Here is a 17726-nt window from a genome sequence, read left to right as displayed (position 1 = left end):
CGCGTGGTCACTGTGATCAGACCCGGATCGAAAACTGGGTGACCGCGGGCTCGCCCGGCCGCGCGCAGCGATAGCCGCCGCGGCGCAACGCGTCGGTCGGCGCGGTCATCGGCTCGAAGCACACGATGCGTTTCGCGGGGTCGTCCCCGGTGGGCGCGAAGATCTGCGTCGCGGGATACCCCCGTTCGAAGTGGACCTCCACGCGCCGCCCGCCCCCCGAGACCGCGAACACCGCGCCGTCGGGCACCTGGTCGTAGGCGTCGTCAAAAGCCTTGTCCCCCAAGGGCTCCGCGAGCGCTGCCGGGAGCTCGGATTCGCCGGTGGGCAGCCCGAGGTCGTCGAGCCGCAGATGCCGCAGCGGCGGCGTCTCGATCACCCACTCGGCGCGCGGCGCGTCGGGGATTTGTAGGTAGGGGTGAAAACCGAAGCACAGCGGGACGGCGCGGGCGCCGGTGGCGGTCACCGTGGTGCGCACCGTCAGCGTCCGCTCGGCCAGCCGCACCGCCAGCGTCAGCACATGCGGATACGGGAAGCTGGCCAGCAATTGCGGGTCGGCGGCGAAATCCAACTCGGCGGTCAACTCGTTGGCCGACTCGGCGGTCACCCGCCAGCCCGGGTAGGCGGCCAGCACGCCATGGATCGGCAACCCGTTCGGATCGGCACGGACACGGTTTTCACCCGGCGTCAGCGTCGCCGTCACGCCTTCGGCCGTATAGGTGTTCTCGCCCAACCGATTCGCCCACGGGTACAGGATCGGGATGCCCATCGTCTTGCCCGCCGCCACGTAGGCGTCCAGCCCGCGCCGTTGCCCGAGCAGCTCCACGCCGGCATCGCTCAGCGAGGTGCCGATCATGCCCGCCTCGGGCACGAACTCCGCGGCCACCGGCGACGCCGGGTCGCGCAGGGTGACGACGCGCATGCTTACCTCCACAGTGGGTCGTGCTGGATATGTTCCGGCGGAGCGCCTTTGGCGATCAGGGCGGCCTTGGTGGCCCGCACCATCGCCGGCCCGCCGCAGATCAGGATCTGCCGGTCGCCCCACCCGCCGTATTTGGTCACCACGTCGGGGAGCCGGCCGGTCTGCCGCACATGCAGGCCGCGTGGCGGCGTGCAGTCGGGATAGTCGGCGGCCCATGCCGGGTCGGCGCTGTACTCCGACACCGGCGACACCGACAGCCATGGATTGTGGGACGCCACCTGCCACAGGGTGGGCAGGTCATAGAGCTCGCAGCGGTAGCGGGCGCCGAAGAACAGGTGCACCCGCGGGTTCACCGCGTACCGGCTCAGGTCCATGATCAGCGCCCGCAGCGGTGCCAGCCCGGTGCTACCGGCGACCATCAGCACGTCGCCGCCGTCCCGGTCGACCCGCAGACCGCCGTGCGGACTGGACAGCCGCCACCGGTCGCCGGGCCGGGTCTCGTTGACGATGGCGGTACTGACCAAGCCGCCGGGCACCACGCGGATGTGGAACTCGATGCCGCCGCCGGGATCCGCCGGGATGGCGGGCGACAGGTACCGCCAGCGGCGCGGGCACTGCGGGACGTGGACGTTGACGTACTGGCCGGCGTGATAGTCCATCGGGCGGTCGAGCTGCAGCCGGACCACCGCAAGGTCGCGGGAGACTCGCATGTGTTCGATGACCGTGCCGTCCCACCAGGCGGGCCCCTCCTCGGCGTCCGCGGCGCCGCGCATCACCCCGACGATCAGGTTGAGCGACTGGTCGGCCGCCTCGTCGACGGAGTCGGTCCAGGCATCGCCGAGATGGGTGCGCAACGTCGACAACAACGCGCGCTGCAACGTGTCGTAATGCTGGGGCAGCACACCGTATTTGCGGTGGTCCCGACCGAGCTGAGCCAGGAAGGCGACCGGTTCCTGGGCGCGCTGGGCGACGAGTTCGCCGTACACCCAGTGCAGGGCGTGGGCGAAAGCGATCCGCTGCCCGCCCATTTCGGGCGGGAACAGGTCGCGTACCGACACGTCCATGCCGAACCAGTGGGTGTAGAACCGGCGGACGAGTTCGTTGCCGGGGCCCGACTCCTGCTGCGCGAAGGCGTCGCGCAGCACCCGCAACGCTTCGGTGTCCTCGAGCCCCACGGGGCCCGATTCTAGGCGCGCCGGCCGTCGGGATATTTTCAACAATTAATGAAATGATACCGTCGTCGTATGCCGTCACCTGCTGCTTCCCCATCCGATGCGCGAAAGCGCAGGGGCCGCCGCCAGGGCGAGCCCGTGTCGAAGGATGTGGTGCTCCGCGCGGCCAAGCAGCGATTCGCCGCCCAGGGCTACGAGAAGACGACGCTGCGTGAGATCGGCGAGGACGCCCACGTGGACGCCGCGATGGTGCTGTACCTGTTCGGGTCCAAGGCCGAGCTGTTCCGTGAGTCGATGCGGCTGGTCCTGGATGGCGGCGTGCTGGTCGCCGCGATGACCGGCGGCTCGCGCGCCGACATCGGCGCCCGGTTGGTGCGGGCCTACCTGCAGATCTGGGACGAGCCGGAGACCGGGCCGACCATGGTCGCCATGATGCACTCGGCGATGCTGAATTCCGACGCGCACGAGGCCTTCCGCGATTTCATGCGCGGTTACGTGATGGCGGCCATCTCCGGCGTCCTGGGTGAGGGTCCGGACACCTTGCTGCGGGCCAACCTCGCCGGCACCAACCTGGTCGGCACCGCGCTGTTCCGCTATGTGATGAAGGTGGGCCCGCTGGCCGATCTCGGCACCGACGAGGTGGTCGCGCTGATCGCGCCCAGCGTGCAGCGCTATCTGACCGCGGACGTGGACGAGCTGGACCTGCCGGCCGGCTATCGCCCGTGACCGGCTCAGCCCTGCTTGACGGTGTTGGTCGTCCCGGCGTTGACGACGTTCGGTGACCCCCAGTGGAAGGTGACCGCGTTGCCGGTCCCGGAGGTGCTGACCGCGTCCGCGCTGTCGACCGCGACGCGGTTGCCGTGGCCGGAGACACTGACGCTGGTGCAGTGCCCGGTGACGGTGACGGTGTTGGTCTGGCCGCTGACTGACAGGTAGCCGCCCTGGCAGCGGATGGTCTTCGACGTGCCGGTGCCGTTGACCTGCAACGTGCCCGACTCCGGGACGGTCGCCGACGGTCCGGCCCCGCCGAGGTCGGTGCGGAACCCGGCTACGGCGAGTCCCGCCAGCGACAGCCCGGCGACCACGATGGCCAGCCGGAACGCGCCGCGGACGCGGCCCGCCTCGGCCCGCTCCTGGTGCGGTTCGGTCTGCGTCATCGCCAGGTGGGTACCCCGCGCACCATATCGTCCAAAACTCGTTAGACTTGAGCGGAACACACTCAACCTTGACGGCGTTGAACAACGCGACAAGCATTTTCCCTACTTATGCGAACGGAGGCGTCGTGGACTCTTTCAACCCGACAACCAAGACGCAAGCGGCCCTGACCTCGGCGCTTCAGGCGGCCTCGGCCGCCGGCAACCCCGAGATCCGCCCCGCGCACCTGCTGATGGCCCTGCTCACGCAGGCCGACGGCATCGCGGGACCGCTGTTGGAGGCTGTCGGCGTCCAGCCCGCGACAATTCGAACCGAGGCCGAGCACCTGGTCGAACGGCTGCCGCAGGCCAGCGGCGCCAGCTCGCAGCCGCAGCTGTCGCGCGAATCGCTGGCCGCCATCACCACCGCCCAGCACCTGGCCGTGGAGATGGACGACGAGTACGTCTCGACCGAGCACCTGCTGGTCGGTCTGGCCACCGGTGATTCCGACGTCGCGAAGCTGTTGACCGGCCACGGCGCGTCGCCGCAGGCCCTGCGCGACGGCTTCGTCAAGGTCCGCGGCAGCGCCCGCGTCACCAGCCCCGAGCCCGAGGCCACCTATCAGGCGCTGGAGAAGTACTCGACCGACCTGACCGCCCGCGCCCGGGAAGGCAAGCTCGACCCGGTCATCGGGCGGGACAACGAGATCCGCCGCGTGGTGCAGGTGCTGTCGCGGCGCACCAAGAACAACCCGGTGCTCATCGGTGAGCCCGGCGTCGGCAAGACCGCGATCGTCGAGGGCCTGGCCCAGCGGATCGTGGCGGGCGACGTGCCGGAGAGCCTGCGCGACAAGACCGTCATCAGCCTGGACCTCGGCTCGATGGTGGCCGGCGCCAAGTACCGCGGCGAGTTCGAGGAGCGGCTGAAGGCCGTCCTCGACGACATCAAGAACTCCGCCGGGCAGATCATCACGTTCATCGACGAGCTGCACACGATCGTCGGGGCGGGCGCGACCGGCGAGGGCGCCATGGACGCCGGCAACATGATCAAGCCGATGCTGGCCCGGGGCGAGCTGCGGCTGGTCGGCGCCACCACGCTCGACGAGTACCGCAAGTACATCGAAAAGGACGCCGCGCTGGAGCGGCGCTTCCAGCAGGTGCTGGTCGGCGAGCCGTCGGTGGAGGACACCGTCGGCATCCTGCGCGGGCTCAAGGACCGCTACGAGGTGCACCACGGTGTGCGCATCACCGACTCGGCCCTGGTCGCCGCGGCCACTTTGAGCGACCGCTACATCACCGCCCGCTTCCTGCCGGACAAGGCCATCGACCTGGTCGACGAGGCCGCGTCGCGCTTGAAGATGGAGATCGACTCGCGGCCCGTCGAGATCGACGAGGTCGAGCGCCTGGTGCGCCGCCTCGAGATCGAGGAGATGGCGCTGGCCAAGGAAGAGGACGAGGCGTCCAAGGAGCGGCTGGAGAAGCTGCGCTCCGAGCTGGCCGACCAGAAGGAGAAGCTGGCCGAGCTGACCACCCGCTGGCAGAACGAGAAGAGCGCGATCGACGCGGTCCGCGAGCTCAAGGAGCAGTTGGACACGCTGCGCGGGGAGTCCGAGCGCGCCGAGCGCGACGGCGACCTGGCCAAGGCCGCCGAGCTGCGCTACGGGCGGATTCCCGAGGTGGAGAAGAAACTCGACGCCGCACTGCCGCACGCCGAGGCGCGCGAGAACGTGATGCTCAAGGAGGAGGTCGGACCCGACGACATCGCCGACGTGGTGTCGGCGTGGACCGGCATCCCGGCCGGGCGGATGCTCGAGGGCGAGACCGCCAAGCTGCTGCGCATGGAAGACGAGCTGGGCAAGCGCGTCATCGGCCAGAAGAAGGCGGTGACCGCGGTTTCCGACGCGGTGCGCCGCAGCCGGGCCGGCGTCGCCGACCCCAACCGGCCGACCGGGTCGTTCATGTTCCTCGGGCCGACCGGTGTCGGTAAGACCGAGCTGGCCAAGGCGTTGGCGGAGTTCCTGTTCGACGACGAACGCGCGATGGTCCGCATCGACATGAGCGAGTACGGCGAGAAGCACTCGGTCGCACGGCTCGTCGGCGCCCCTCCGGGTTACATCGGCTACGACCAGGGTGGTCAGCTGACCGAGGCGGTGCGGCGGCGGCCGTACACGGTGATCCTGTTCGACGAGATCGAAAAGGCGCACCCGGACGTGTTCGACGTGCTGCTGCAGGTGCTCGACGAGGGCCGGCTCACCGACGGGCAGGGCCGCACGGTCGACTTCCGCAACACCATCCTGATCCTGACGTCCAACCTCGGGTCGGGCGGCAGCGAGGAGCAGGTGATGGCCGCGGTGCGCTCGGCGTTCAAGCCCGAGTTCATCAACCGGCTCGACGACGTGATCATCTTCCACGGCCTCGAGCCCGGCGAGCTGGTGTCGATCGTCGACATCCAACTGGCCCAGCTGCAGAAGCGGCTGGCGCAGCGCCGCCTCACGCTGGAGGTGTCGCTGCCGGCCAAGCAGTGGCTGGCCCAGCGCGGGTTCGACCCGGTCTACGGCGCCCGGCCGCTGCGCCGGTTGGTGCAGCAGGCCATCGGCGACCAGCTGGCCAAGCTGTTGCTGGCCGGCGACGTGCACGACGGCGACACCGTTCCGGTGAACGTCAGCCCGGACGGCGATTCGCTGATCCTGGGCTGACCCCGGGGGGACCGTCCCATTGGTGGCGAGCCGCCACGCTGTAATTGGGTTGTGACCAGCCGGACTTCTTTATTCCGGCGGAAATGCAGATACCCTGTGTGGGATGGTCCCCCTTTGGTTCACGCTGTCCGCGCTGTGCTTCGTCGGCGCGGGGGTGTTGCTGTACGTCGACCTCGATCGACGCCGCGGACGCAGCAGGCGCCGCAGGTCGTGGGCGCGGTCGCACGGGTTCGACTACGAGCGTGAATCGGCCGACATCCTCAAGCGCTGGAAGCGCGGTGTGATCTCGACCGTGGGCGACATCGCCGCCGAGAACGTGGTGCTGGGCCAGATCCGCGGCGAGGCCGTGTACATCTTCGACCTCGAGGAAGTCGCCACCGTGATCGCGCTGCACCGCAAGGTGGGCACCAACGTCGTGGTGGACCTGCGGCTCAAGGGACTGAAAGAGCCCCGGGAGAGCGACATTTGGCTGCTCGGTGCGATCGGCCCGCGGATGGTGTACTCCACCAACCTGGACGCCGCCCGGCGCGCCTGCGACCGCCGCATGGTCACCTTCGCGCACACCGCACCGGATTGCGCCGAGATCATGTGGAACGAGCAGAACTGGACGCTGGTCGCCCTGCCGATCACCAGCACCCGCACCCAGTGGGACGAGGGGCTGCGCACCGTGCGGCAGTTCAACGACCTGCTGCGGGTGTTGCCGCCGCTGCCGGAGGAAACCCAGCAGGAGGCGGGCGTGCCCGCGGGGCCGCGCAACGCGTCGCCGAGCCGCCCGCTGGCCCCGGCCGGCCGCGCGGAGTTGCCGCCCCGGCGCGCGCAGCAGGACGTCACGGGGCTGCTGGGCGACGCTCCCGCTCGCCGGCCGGCCGAGCCGATCCGCCGGGAGCAGCGCGGCTCGGACGCCGTTCGCCGCCCGCCGCCGGCCGGGCGCAACGGCCACCAGGCCACCAACTATCAGCACTGACGGCGCGCCGGGCGCCGGGTGGGCGGCGCGGCCGCCGTCATTAGGATGTCGCTCATGCCTCGTCCTGTCGCCCTGATCACCGGGCCCACGTCTGGGATCGGCGCCGGCTTCGCGCGACGCTATGCGAGCGACGGCTACGACCTGGTCCTGGTCGCCCGCGACGTCGACCGGCTGCACGAACTGGCGCGCGAGCTGGAGGGCCGGGCCGGCAACGTCGAGGTGCTGCCCGCCGACCTGGCCGACGCCGCCGGTCGCGCCAAGGTCTGCGAACGCCTGGCCCAGGGCGTCCGCGTCCTGGTGAACAACGCGGGCTTCGGCACCTCGGGCGACTTCTGGGCCACCGACCCCGCGCTGCTGCAATCGCAGCTCGACGTCAACGTCACCGCGGTCATGCACCTCACCCGCGCGGCCCTGCCGGCCATGCTCGACGCGGGCGCCGGCACCGTCATCAACATCGCCAGCGTCGCCGGCCTGGTGCCGGGACGCGGGTCGACCTACTCGGCGTCCAAGGCGTGGGTGATCTCGTTCAGCGAGGGCCTGTCCGTAGGCCTGCAGGGCACCGGCGTGGGAGTGCACGCCGTGTGTCCGGGCTACGTGCGCACGGAATTTCACGCCCGGGCCGGGATCGAGATGGCCAAGTCGCCGTCATTCATGTGGCTCGAGGTCGACGACGTGGTGAACCAGAGCCTGGCCGATATCGCCCGCGGCAAGGTGATCAGCATCCCTGGCCTGCAATACAAGGCGATCATCGCCGCCGAGCGGATGATCCCGCGGACGCTGATGCGGGCCGTGACCAAGCGGATCGGTGGTGGCAGTGGCCGGACCTGAGTCGTTGCGCGCGGAGCTGGCCGAGCTGGTCCGCCGGCTGTCGGTGGTGCATGGCCGGGTCACCCTGTCGTCCGGCAAGGAGGCCGACTACTACGTCGACCTGCGCCGCGCCACCCTGCACCACCGGGCCTCCGCCCTGATCGGGACGCTGATGCGCGACCTCACCAGCGCCTGGGACTACGACGTGGTCGGCGGGCTGACTCTGGGCGCCGACCCGGTCGCCACGGCCGTCATGCACGCGCCGGGCCGCCCGATCGACGCGTTCGTGGTGCGCAAGTCCGCGAAAACCCATGGGCTGCAACGCCTTATCGAGGGATCCGAGGTCGCCGGTAAGCGGGTGCTGGTCGTCGAGGACACCAGCACCACGGGCGCGTCGGCGCTCACGGCGGTGCGCGCCGTCCAAGAGGCGGGCGGGCAGGTGGTCGGCGTGGCGACGGTCGTGGACCGGTCCACCGGCGCCGCCGAGGCGATCCAGGCCGAGGGCCTGCCCTATCGCAGCGTGCTGGGCCTTGCCGATCTGGGGCTGGGCTAGGTTGCAGCGCCGTGCGCACCTCCTCGCGATAGCGGCCTGCGCGCTGGCCCTGCTGACGGGCTGCTCGGGGTCCAGCCAACCTGTTCGCCCCTACGGCGCCCAGGGCGCGCGGCTCGGGGAGTCGCTTTCGCTGCTGGGCTGGAACATGGCGGTGTCGAACCTGCGCTGGGACGGCGACTACGTGCTCATCGACGTGGACGCCTCCGCGGCCGACCCGCACGCGCCCCGTGCCAAAGCCGAGGACATCCGGTTCGGCCTCTACGGCGCGCTGTCGCATCCGATCGAGTCGACCGGACTGGGCAGCTGCGACCGGGCGACGGCCAAAGTGCCCGACGTCCACTCGCCGCTGTCGGCGCCCGGTGAGCGGCTGACCGGCACGGTTTGCCTTGGGCCACTGAAGGATCGGAGTCAGGTCCGCGGTGTGTACAGCTACTCGCCGCGCGACCGGATCCCGAACACCTCGGCGGCCTACCCGGCCGCCTTCCCGGTGGGGCTGATGCCCACCAACGCCAACGACACCGGCCTGGCGGTCAAGACCACCAGCCTGTCGGCCTGGCGCGCCGACGGCGCCCCGGTGACCAAGGCGCAGCTCGGCGACCCCGCGGCGTTCAACGGCAACGGCTACATGCTGCTGGGCCTGGAGGCCGACGGGCTGGCGGCCCGGTACCGCGACGACTCGGCCAACCGCGGAGGTCCGCTGATGCTGCTCGCTTCGCCGACGCTGCCCGGCGCCGGTCTGAACCCGGCCTGCGCGGCGTACGGGTCGTCGGTGCTGATCCTGCCCGACGCCTCGCTGGACGCGGTGCACGTCAGCGCGTCGCTGTGCACCCAGGGCGAGATCACCGAGGCGTTGCTCTACGCGACGGTGGCCGTCGACGGCACCCACGCCGGTGTGTGGACGCCGCGATGACCGATGCGGGGCCGACCGAGTGGGGCGCGCCGGGCGGCGGGGTCGGGCCCTGGGCGGGCGACCTGCCCGACGACCCGCGTTATGACCCAGTCCTGTTGCGCGAGGGCGACACTCGCAACGTCGTCGACGCGTACCGGTACTGGACGCGGGAGGCGATCATCGCCGACATCGATCGGCGGCGGCACCCGCTGCACGTGGCGATCGAGAACTTCGGGTACGACGCCAACATCGGCTCGGTGGTGCGCACCGCCAACTCCTTCGCGGTGCACACCGTGCACATCGTGGGCCGGCGGCGCTGGAATCGCCGCGGCGCCATGGTGACCGACCGCTATCAGCGGCTGTGCCACCACGACAGCACCGCCGAACTGCTGGACTTCGCCGTGCGGGCGGGGCTGACGGTGGTCGCGGTGGACAACGTGCCGGGGGCGGTCCGTCTGGAGGAGGCCGAGCTGCCGCGGGAGTGCCTGCTGGTGTTCGGTCAGGAGGGGCCGGGCATCACCGACGACATCCGGGCGGGCGCGGCCACGACGGTGTCGATCGCCCAGTTCGGCTCGACCCGCAGCATCAATGCCGGCGTGGCCGCCGGGATCGCGATGCACGCCTGGATTCGACAGCACGCGGACCTGTCCCGGGCTTGGTAGCGGCCGCCCGCGTCGGGTGTGCGCTCACGGCGGGGATTCCTTGGGGGTCGCCGCCTTCCGCGCACCCTCAACGCCAGCGATTTGCACCCGAAGTCAAGCCGGGTCATGGCTGCCCGCCTACGTTGGACGGGTGCGTGACGTGCTTGCCGAGCTGATGTCGATCTGGCGCGCCGGCGACACCGCGGGGCTGGGCACGGTGGTGCGCACCTTCCGGTCCGCGCCGCGGCCGCCGGGAGCCTCGATGGTGGTGGCCCCGGACGGCTCGGTCACCGGGTCGGTGTCGGGTGGCTGCGTGGAGGGCGCGGTGTACGAGCTCGCGACCGAGGCCACGAAAACCGGGGCCGCGCGGCTGGAACGCTACGGCGTCAGCGATGACGACGCCTTCGCGGTCGGCCTGACGTGCGGCGGCGTCATCGACGTCTTCGTCGAGCCGGTCTCGCGCGCGTCGTTTCCCGAACTCGGCGCGGTGGCCGACGACATCGCCGAGCGCCGCGCGGTGGCGACTGCGACCGTGATCGCGCACCCGGACCCGTCCTGGGTGGGCCGGCGGGTGGTCATCCGGCCCGACGGGATGGCGGGGTCGCTGGGTTCGGCCCGCGCCGACTCCGCCGTCGCCGACGACGCGCGCGGCCTGCTCGCGCTGGGGCGCAGCGAGGTCCTCAAGTACGGGCCCGACGGGCAGCGGCTCGGCGACGGCATGGAGGTCTTCGTGGCCAGCTACGCGCCGCCGCCGCGGATGCTGGTGTTCGGCGCGATCGACTTCGCGGCCGCGCTGGCCCGGCAGGGCTCGTTCCTCGGCTACCGCGTCACCGTGTGCGACGCCCGCCCGGTGTTCGCCACCCGGGCGCGCTTCCCGACGGCCGACGAGGTCGTCGTCGACTGGCCCCACCGCTATCTGACCGCCCAGGCCGAGGCGGGCGCCGTCGACCGCCACACGGTGATCTGCGTGCTCACCCACGACCCGAAGTTCGACGTGCCTGTGCTCGAAGTTGCGCTGCGCCTGCCCGAGGTCGGCTACGTCGGGGCGATGGGGTCGCGGCGCACCCACGACGACCGCCTGAACCGGCTCAAAGCCGCCGGCCTGACCGACGCCGAGCTGGGCCGGCTCTCCAGCCCCATAGGGCTGGACCTGGGCGCGCGCACCCCGCAGGAGACCGCGGTCTCGATCGCCGCCGACATCATCGCCAAGCGCTGGGGCGGCGGTGGCCGCCCGCTGGCCCAGATCGCCGGGCGCATCCACCACGATGCCGGGGACCCGACTCTACTTCCGTAGTGTCGCCCGTAGGCTAGTGATCGACGCCGTCGCCGCCGCCCACGAGAGGACCCTCGCATGAAGATCGCCAACCGGTTCACCGTCAGCGCCCCCATCGACCGGGCCTGGGACGTGCTGAGCGACCTCGAACAGGTGATCCCGCTGATGCCCGGGGCGGCGCTGACCGGCCACGAGGCCGACGACTACCTCGGCAAGGTCAAGGTGAAGGTCGGACCGGTCACCAGCGAGTTCAGCGGCAAGGTGCGTTTCGTCGAGCACGACCGCGGCCAGTACCGGGCGGTCATCGACGCCAAGGGCAAGGAGACGCGGGGGACCGGCAACGCGGCCGCGACGGTCACCGCCCAGCTCTACGAGGACGGCGAGCGCACCGGCGTTACCGTCGACACCGACCTCAAGATCGCGGGCAAGCTGGCCCAGTTCGGCAGCGGCATGCTGCAGCAGGTGTCGGAGAAGCTGCTGGGCCAGTTCGTGGAATCGCTCGAAGCCGAACTGGCCGCGCAGAGTGTGGCGGCGCCGGCCACGCCGGAGGGTCCCCCGCAGGTCGGACCCGTCCCCGAGCCGCGGCACGCGGCCCCCGCCGCGGAGCCCGCACCGATCGACCTGCTCGAGCTGGCCGGCGGCGACCAGGTGAAGAAGTACGCCCCGCTGGTGCTGGCCGTGCTCGCCGCGCTGGTGCTGGGTTGGCTGCTCGGCCGCCGGCGTTAGGACGGCCGATCTATTTCTGCCGGCGCGGGCGGCGACTGGGTTAGGCCGGTTGCCGCTCGCGTTGTGTCTTTGAGGGCGACGCCGGAGCGGCCGAGTTCGCGGGCCCCGGCCACCAGCGCGGCGGCGACGGCCGCGGCCGTCGGGTAGTCGAGGCCGTCGGGCGGATGGATGTTGGAGATGCAGTTGCGGTCGGCGTCGGTGAGCCCCGGCCTCGGTCGGTGCGTCAAGTAGATGCCCAGGCTGTCGGCGACCGACAGGCCCGGGCGCTCACCGATGAGCACGAGAACCGTTGCGACGCCGAGGGCTTGACCGATGTGGTCGCCGAGCGCGACGCGCGCCTGGGTCGCGATGACCGGCGGCGCAATCCGGTAGCGGCCGTCGAATTCGCGAACCAGCGCGTCGACCATGCCCGCCGCATGGTCGGTCAGGGCGCGCGGTGAGAGCCCGTCGGCGAGGACAAAACCGATGTCCGCCTTGGTCTTTCGCAGACCCGACAGGTCGGCCGGGCTGCGGCCGAGGTCGGGCCGGCGCAGGTACTCGCCGCGCGAGGTCGCCCGGCTGCACACCCGCAGCGGCTCGTCGATGCCTTTGACGTTCAAGTCGCGCAACCGCGCGACGAGGCCCTCGACGTCGAGTGGCTCGTGGACGGCGTCGCGGGCCGCGGCATGTGCGGCCTGAAATTCCAGCACGCGCCGGGTCGGCAGCGAGTTGCCCGCCCGCCCGAGCCCGATGCGCGCCTGCGTGGTGGCGCGCAGGGGCGCCCAGATGTCGTCCATCAGCCGGCCGCCAGCGCCCGCAGCGGCGACGTCGCGAGGTCGACGGGCAGGATCCGGCCGTCGGCGTCGACCATGCCCAGGCCGGCCAACCAAGCTTCGAATTCGGGTGCGGGCCGCAGCCCCAACGCTTTTCGCACGTACAGCACATCGTGAAAGGACAGGCTTTGGTAGCCGAGCATGACGTCGTCGGCGCCGGGAACCGTGATGACGAACGCGGTGCCCGCCGCGCCGAGCAGGGTCAGCAGCGTGTCCATGTCGTCCTGGTCGGCCTCGGCATGGTTGGTATAGCAGACGTCGACGCCCATCGGCAGGCCGAGCAGTTTCCCGCAGAAGTTGTCTTCCAGCCCGGCGCGGATGATCTGCTTGCCGTCGTAGAGGTACTCGGGTCCGATGAATCCGACGACGGTGTCGATCAACAGCGGCTGCAGTGCCCGGGCCACCGCGTAGGCCCGCGCCTCCAGCGTCTGCTGATCGACCGGCTTGTCACCCACACCCAGGTGGGCACCGGCCGACAGGGCCGCACCTTGCCCCGTCTCCAGATACATGACGTTGTCGCCGAGGGTGCCGCGGCGCAGCGATCGGGCGGCCTCGTTGGCCTCCATGAGCATGCCGATGGAGGTCCCGAACGAGGAATTGGCGCCCTCGGTGCCCGCGATCGACTGGAAAACCAGGTCGACGGGCGCGCCCCGGTCGATCAGCTCCATCGTGGTCGTGACGTGGCACAGGACGCAGGATTGGACGGGGATCGCGAACCGCTGGCGAATGTCGTCGAGCAGGTGCAGCAGCTCCGACGCCGCGTGCGGCGAGTCGGTCGCCGGGTTGATGCCGATCACGGCGTCACCGCAGCCCATCAGCAGGCCGTCGAGCAGCGCCGCCGCGATCCCGCGCGGGTCGTCGGTGGGATGGTTGGGCTGCAACCGGGTCGCGAGCGTGCCCGGCAAACCGATCGTGGTCCGGAAGGCCGCGGTGGTCGTCGCCGCGGCGGCCACCAGGATCAGGTCCTGGTTGCGCATGATCTTCGACACCGCGGCAACCATTTCCGGTGTCAGCCCGGGGGATATCGCCGCGATCCGCGCCGCGCCGTCGTCACGCGACGCCGCATCCAGCAGCCAGTCGCGCAAGCCACCCACGGTCAGGTCCGCGATCGGTCCGAACGCATCGCGGTCGTGGCCGTCGATGATGAGCCGGGTGACCTCGTCGGTCTCATACGGCACGACCACATCGGTGAGGAACGTCGCCAGCGGTATGTCGGCCAGCACCCATGCTGCCGCCGCCCGTTCCGCATCGGAGCCGGCGGCGCAACCCGCGAGCTGGTCGCCGGAGCGCAACGGCGTCGCCTTCGCCATCACGTCGACCAGGCCGGAGAAGGTGTGCGTGGTCCCCGAAATGGTTTGCCGGTAGCGCATATTTCAGTATGAGGCAGGATCGGCGGTATGGATCAGCTATGGGCCAACCGGGCGGCCAGCTCCGAAGCCGCTGTCGCGCAACGACACCTGAAACGGCTGTGGGGGCTGCCCGGGACCCAGCTGGGGGTGGTGGCCTGGCCGGCGACGCGGCGGGACCGGATGTTCGGCACCTGGCACTACTGGTGGCAGGCGCACCTGCTGGATTGCCTGGTCGACGCGCAGCTGCGCGACCCGCAACCCGAACGGCACACCAGGATCAACCGGCAGGTCCGGTCGCACCGGCTGCGCAACAACTTTCGCTGGACCAACAGCTACTACGACGACATGGCCTGGCTGGCGCTGGCGCTGGAACGCGCGGCCCGGATAGCCGGCGTCGAACGCCACCGCGCCCTGCCCAAGCTGGCCGAGCAATTCCTCGACGCGTGGGTGCCCGAGGACGGCGGCGGGATCCCGTGGCGAAAGCAGGACCAGTTCTTCAACGCCCCGGCCAACGGCCCGGCGGGGATCTTCTTGGCCCGCTATTCCGACCGGATGCGGCGCGCCCAGCAGATGGCCGACTGGATCGACGAAACCCTGATCGACCCGGAGACGCACCTGGTGTTCGACGGCGTCAAAGCCGGCTCCCTGGTCCGCGCCCAGTACACCTATTGCCAGGGCGTGGTGCTCGGCCTGGAAACGGAACTCGCGGCACGCACCCATGACGATCGGCACGCGCCCAGGGTGCACCGGCTGGTCGCCGCCGTCACCGAACACATGGCGCCCACGGGCGTGCTGGCCGGCGCCGCGGGCGGGGCCGGCGGCCTGTTCTCCGGCGTCACCGCGCGCTACCTCGCGTTGGTCGCCACCTCCCTGCCGGGTGATTCGGCCGACGACGCCGCGGCCCGCGACACCGCCCGGCGGATCGTGCTGGCCAGCGCGAAGTCGGCTTGGGACTACCGCCAAACGGTGGACGGGCTGCCGCTGTTCGGCCCGTTCTGGGACCGCGACGCGCAGCTGCCCAGCCAGGCCGCCGGGGAGGCGCAGTTCGTGGACGGCGCGGTGAACAGTTCCGACGTGGCCGAACGGGACCTTTCGGTGCAGCTGTCGGGGTGGATGCTGATGGAGGCCGCCTGTAACGTCACCGCCGTGACCGCAGGGAGTGCGACGTGACCGAGCCCGGCAGCTGGATTCCCGACGAGGCCACGCTGGCCCAGGCAAACCTCACCCACTTCATGACGTGGCTCGCCGAGACGGGCCGCGGCCACTACGGCGACTACCACGCGCTGCGGCGCAAGTCCGTCGAGGACATCGAGTGGTTCTGGGACGCCGTCTGGCATTACTTCGACATTGAGGCGGACAGCCCGCCCCGCGCGGTGCTGAGCAACCGTGCCATGCCCGGCGCCGAGTGGTTCCCCGGCGCCACGCTCAACTACGCCACCGAGATCTTCCGGCACGCCACCGACGAGCGGCCCGCCATGATCGTCGTCGGCGAGGACGGCGCGTGCGAATGGTCGTGGGCGCGGCTGCGGCGGGAGACCGGCGCGTTCGCCGCCTACCTGCGCGGCCTCGGGGTGCGGCCCGGGGACGCCGTCGTCGGCTACCTGCCCAACGTCGCCGAGGCCGCCGTCGCCGCCCTGGCCGCCGCCGCCGTGGGCGCGAGCTGGGCGGTGTGCAACCAGGACGTGGCCGTCGACGGCGTGATAGCGCGCCTGGGCCAGGTCGAGCCTGCCGTGCTGGTGGCCACCGACGGGTCGGTGTACGACGGCAAGCGCATCGACCGGCGCGCGGAGCTGGACACGATCCGGGCGGCGATGCCCAGCCTGCGGGCCACCGTGGTGGTGCCGCGGCTCGGGCTCGCGGCCGACGGCGACAGCGTCGCGTGGGCGACGGCGGTGGAATCGGATGCCGAGCTGGACATCACACCGGTGCCGTTCGCGCACCCGCTGTGGGTGATGTTCTCGTCCGGCACCACCGGCAAGCCGAAGGGCATCGTGCACGGTCACGGCGGCGTGGTGCTCGAGCACCTCAAATACCTGAGCCTGCAACTGGAGCTGCACGCCGGCGAGCGCTTCCTGTGGTACTCCTCGACGAGCTGGATGATGTGGAACCTGCAGCTGTCCGGGCTGCTGGCCGACACCACGATCGTGCTCTACGACGGCAGCCCAACGCATTTGGGCACCGACGGCCTCTTTCGGGTCGCCGCCGAGGCGCAAGTCAACGTGCTCGGCGCCGGGGCGGGCTACCTGCTGGCCTGCGCGAAGAAGGAGCTCAAGCCGGGGGCGACGTACCCGCTGGACGGTTTGCGCGCCGTCGGTTCCACCGGTTCACCGCTGCCGGCGTCCGGATTCCGTTGGGTCCAAGAGGGACTCGGCCGGTCGGTGCCGGTGATCTCGATGAGCGGCGGCACCGACGTCTGCACCGCGTTCATCGGCGGCTGCGCGATCCTGCCGGTGGTGGCCGGTGAGCTGTCGTGCATCTGCCTGGGCGCGGCCATCGAATCCTGGGTCGGGCCAAACCATCCGGTCATCGGTGAAGAGGGCGAGCTGGTGATCACCGAGCCGATGCCCTCGATGCCGGTGTTCTTCTGGAACGACGACGACGGCAGCCGGTACCGGGCCGCCTACTTCGAGAAGTACCCCGGGGTGTGGTGTCACGGCGACTGGATCACCATCACCGATCGGGGATCCGTTGTGGTGCATGGCCGTTCGGACGCCACCCTGAACCGGCTGGGCGTGCGGATGGGCAGCGCCGAGATTTACACCGCCGTGGAGGGCATGCCCGAGGTGGGTGACTGCCTGGTGGTCGGGGTCGAGCAGGACGACGGCGGCTACTGGATGCCGCTGTTCGTGACCCTGGCCGACGGCGCCGAACTCGACGACGGGCTTCGGTCGCGGATCGTGGCGGCCATTCGCCAGCACGCCTCCCCGCGCCACGTGCCGGACGACATCCTGGCGGTCCACGGCATACCGCGGACGCTGACCGGCAAACGGCTGGAAATCCCGATCAAGCGGATCCTGCTGGGCGCCGCGCCGGGCGAGGCCGTGCAGCAGAGCTCGATCGACCGACCGGAGCTGCTAGACGCTTTCGTTGCGTACCGCAGGAGTCGGGTGTCCTGAGTCGGGCTCCCCGGCCGTCGGCCCCCGCCGGCGGGCCCGGTAGCTTCGCCAGGCCGCGATGAACGCCGGCGTCAGCGAGATCACCAGGATCACCAGCAGGATCTTCTGCAGGTTGTGGTGCACGAACGGCACGTTGCCCAGGAAGTAGCCCGCCAGCGTCACCCCGCCGCCCCACAGGATGCCGCCGACGATGTCGAAGCCCAGGAACACCGGGTAGCGCATGTAGGACACCCCGGCGACCGGCGGGACGAACGTTCGGACGAATGGCGCGAACCGCGCCAGGATGATCGCCCACGGCCCGTATTTCTCGAAGAAGGCGTGCGACTCCGTCACGTAGTGCTTCTTGAAGAACCGGGAGTCTTCCTTCTTGAACAGGGCCGGCCCGATCCGCCGGCCGATGAAATATCCGGTCTGATCGCCCAGGATCGCCACCAGGGCGACGGCCGGGGCCAGCACCCAGATGCTGGCCGGTGGGTTCGCACCCGCGGCCAACAGGCCGCCGGTGAACAACAGCGATTCGCCGGGCAGCAGCGGAAACAGCAGGCCGGTCTCGATGAAGACGATGACCAGGATGCCGGGCAGCACCGCGGATCCGAAGACTCCGTCGGCGCCCAACCAGTACATCGGGTCGAAGATGTGCGGCAGGGCCGTCACGGTGGTGCTCACGATGCTTCAA

The 17726-nt window shown here is 70.7% G+C and carries 17 protein-coding genes; 11 read left to right on the top strand and 6 right to left on the bottom strand.

Going from position 1 to position 17726, the window contains the following annotated elements; genetic code table 11:
• Window positions 1-16: 16 nt before the first annotated feature.
• Both A5773_RS07000 and A5773_RS06995 read right to left on the bottom strand, forming a co-directional pair.
• Window positions 17-919, bottom strand: coding sequence for an aldose 1-epimerase (locus tag A5773_RS07000; protein WP_066947614.1), 903 nt, complete (start codon window positions 917-919; stop codon window positions 17-19).
• A gap of 2 nt (window positions 920-921) precedes the next feature.
• On the bottom strand, window positions 922-2094 hold the full coding sequence (locus A5773_RS06995; RefSeq protein ID WP_066947617.1) for an FAD-binding oxidoreductase: 1173 nt from the start codon (window positions 2092-2094) through the stop codon (window positions 922-924).
• Window positions 2095-2163: 69 nt separating this feature from the next.
• Here A5773_RS06995 and A5773_RS06990 point away from each other — a divergent pair, with 69 nt between their 5' ends.
• Window positions 2164-2817 carry a TetR family transcriptional regulator gene (locus tag A5773_RS06990; protein WP_082948130.1) on the top strand — a complete coding sequence of 218 codons (654 nt, stop codon included), beginning with the start codon at window positions 2164-2166 and terminating at the stop codon, window positions 2815-2817.
• Between the two features lie 5 nt (window positions 2818-2822).
• Here the strand turns inward: A5773_RS06990 and A5773_RS06985 are convergent, their stop codons facing one another.
• Window positions 2823-3248 (bottom strand): DUF3060 domain-containing protein, encoded by a 426-nt coding sequence (locus tag A5773_RS06985; protein WP_082948129.1) that lies wholly within the window; start codon window positions 3246-3248, stop codon window positions 2823-2825.
• Between the two features lie 125 nt (window positions 3249-3373).
• On the opposite strand from A5773_RS06985, the gene clpB reads away from it, so the two are divergent.
• From clpB to A5773_RS06945, 8 genes are all read left to right on the top strand, one after another.
• The gene (gene clpB / locus A5773_RS06980; protein ID WP_066947628.1) at window positions 3374-5920 is read left to right on the top strand and encodes an ATP-dependent chaperone ClpB; all 2547 of its coding nucleotides are present in this window, start codon (window positions 3374-3376) and stop codon (window positions 5918-5920) included.
• Between the two features lie 103 nt (window positions 5921-6023).
• Complete coding sequence (gene ttfA / locus A5773_RS06975) at window positions 6024-6884, top strand: trehalose monomycolate transport factor TtfA (RefSeq protein WP_067790271.1); 861 nt, start codon at window positions 6024-6026, stop codon at window positions 6882-6884.
• A gap of 54 nt (window positions 6885-6938) precedes the next feature.
• Complete coding sequence (locus tag A5773_RS06970) at window positions 6939-7712, top strand: SDR family oxidoreductase (protein ID WP_067790314.1); 774 nt, start codon at window positions 6939-6941, stop codon at window positions 7710-7712.
• A complete protein-coding gene (gene pyrE, locus A5773_RS06965; protein WP_067790267.1) occupies window positions 7699-8244 on the top strand; it encodes an orotate phosphoribosyltransferase in 546 nt (181 codons plus the stop codon). The genes A5773_RS06970 and pyrE overlap by 14 nt, the downstream gene beginning before the upstream one ends.
• A gap of 1 nt (window position 8245) precedes the next feature.
• Window positions 8246-9154, top strand: coding sequence for a hypothetical protein (locus A5773_RS06960; protein ID WP_067790264.1), 909 nt, complete (start codon window positions 8246-8248; stop codon window positions 9152-9154).
• On the top strand, window positions 9151-9795 hold the full coding sequence (locus tag A5773_RS06955) for an RNA methyltransferase (protein ID WP_067790311.1): 645 nt from the start codon (window positions 9151-9153) through the stop codon (window positions 9793-9795). The genes A5773_RS06960 and A5773_RS06955 overlap by 4 nt, the downstream gene beginning before the upstream one ends.
• A gap of 130 nt (window positions 9796-9925) precedes the next feature.
• Complete coding sequence (locus A5773_RS06950; protein ID WP_082948128.1) at window positions 9926-11068, top strand: XdhC family protein; 1143 nt, start codon at window positions 9926-9928, stop codon at window positions 11066-11068.
• Between the two features lie 57 nt (window positions 11069-11125).
• Window positions 11126-11773, top strand: a complete 648-nt coding sequence (locus tag A5773_RS06945) for an SRPBCC family protein (protein WP_067790261.1) — start codon at window positions 11126-11128, stop codon at window positions 11771-11773.
• On the opposite strand, the gene eutC is transcribed toward A5773_RS06945, so the two are convergent.
• On the bottom strand, window positions 11770-12549 hold the full coding sequence (gene eutC / locus A5773_RS06940; protein ID WP_067790258.1) for an ethanolamine ammonia-lyase subunit EutC: 780 nt from the start codon (window positions 12547-12549) through the stop codon (window positions 11770-11772). The two genes, A5773_RS06945 and eutC, sit on opposite strands and share 4 nt — an antisense overlap.
• The gene (locus A5773_RS06935) at window positions 12549-13955 is read right to left on the bottom strand and encodes an ethanolamine ammonia-lyase subunit EutB (RefSeq protein ID WP_067790255.1); all 1407 of its coding nucleotides are present in this window, start codon (window positions 13953-13955) and stop codon (window positions 12549-12551) included. The genes eutC and A5773_RS06935 overlap by 1 nt, the downstream gene beginning before the upstream one ends.
• A gap of 27 nt (window positions 13956-13982) precedes the next feature.
• Between A5773_RS06935 and A5773_RS06930 the strand changes: the two genes are divergently transcribed.
• Both A5773_RS06930 and A5773_RS06925 read left to right on the top strand, forming a co-directional pair.
• Window positions 13983-15104 carry a glycoside hydrolase family 76 protein gene (locus tag A5773_RS06930; RefSeq protein WP_067790252.1) on the top strand — a complete coding sequence of 374 codons (1122 nt, stop codon included), beginning with the start codon at window positions 13983-13985 and terminating at the stop codon, window positions 15102-15104.
• Window positions 15101-17050 carry an acetoacetate--CoA ligase gene (locus tag A5773_RS06925; protein WP_067790249.1) on the top strand — a complete coding sequence of 650 codons (1950 nt, stop codon included), beginning with the start codon at window positions 15101-15103 and terminating at the stop codon, window positions 17048-17050. The genes A5773_RS06930 and A5773_RS06925 overlap by 4 nt, the downstream gene beginning before the upstream one ends.
• Here A5773_RS06925 and A5773_RS06920 read toward each other — a convergent pair.
• The gene (locus A5773_RS06920) at window positions 17009-17716 is read right to left on the bottom strand and encodes a DedA family protein (protein ID WP_067790246.1); all 708 of its coding nucleotides are present in this window, start codon (window positions 17714-17716) and stop codon (window positions 17009-17011) included. The two genes, A5773_RS06925 and A5773_RS06920, sit on opposite strands and share 42 nt — an antisense overlap.
• Window positions 17717-17726 lie beyond the last annotated feature (10 nt).

The sequence above is a fragment of the Mycobacterium sp. 852014-52450_SCH5900713 genome (assembly GCF_001667075.1).
In the GTDB taxonomy this organism is placed as follows: Bacteria; Actinomycetota; Actinomycetes; order Mycobacteriales; family Mycobacteriaceae; genus Mycobacterium.
The sequence above is the reverse complement of the archived record's forward strand: the minus strand, read 5'-3'. Positions and strand labels throughout refer to the sequence as shown.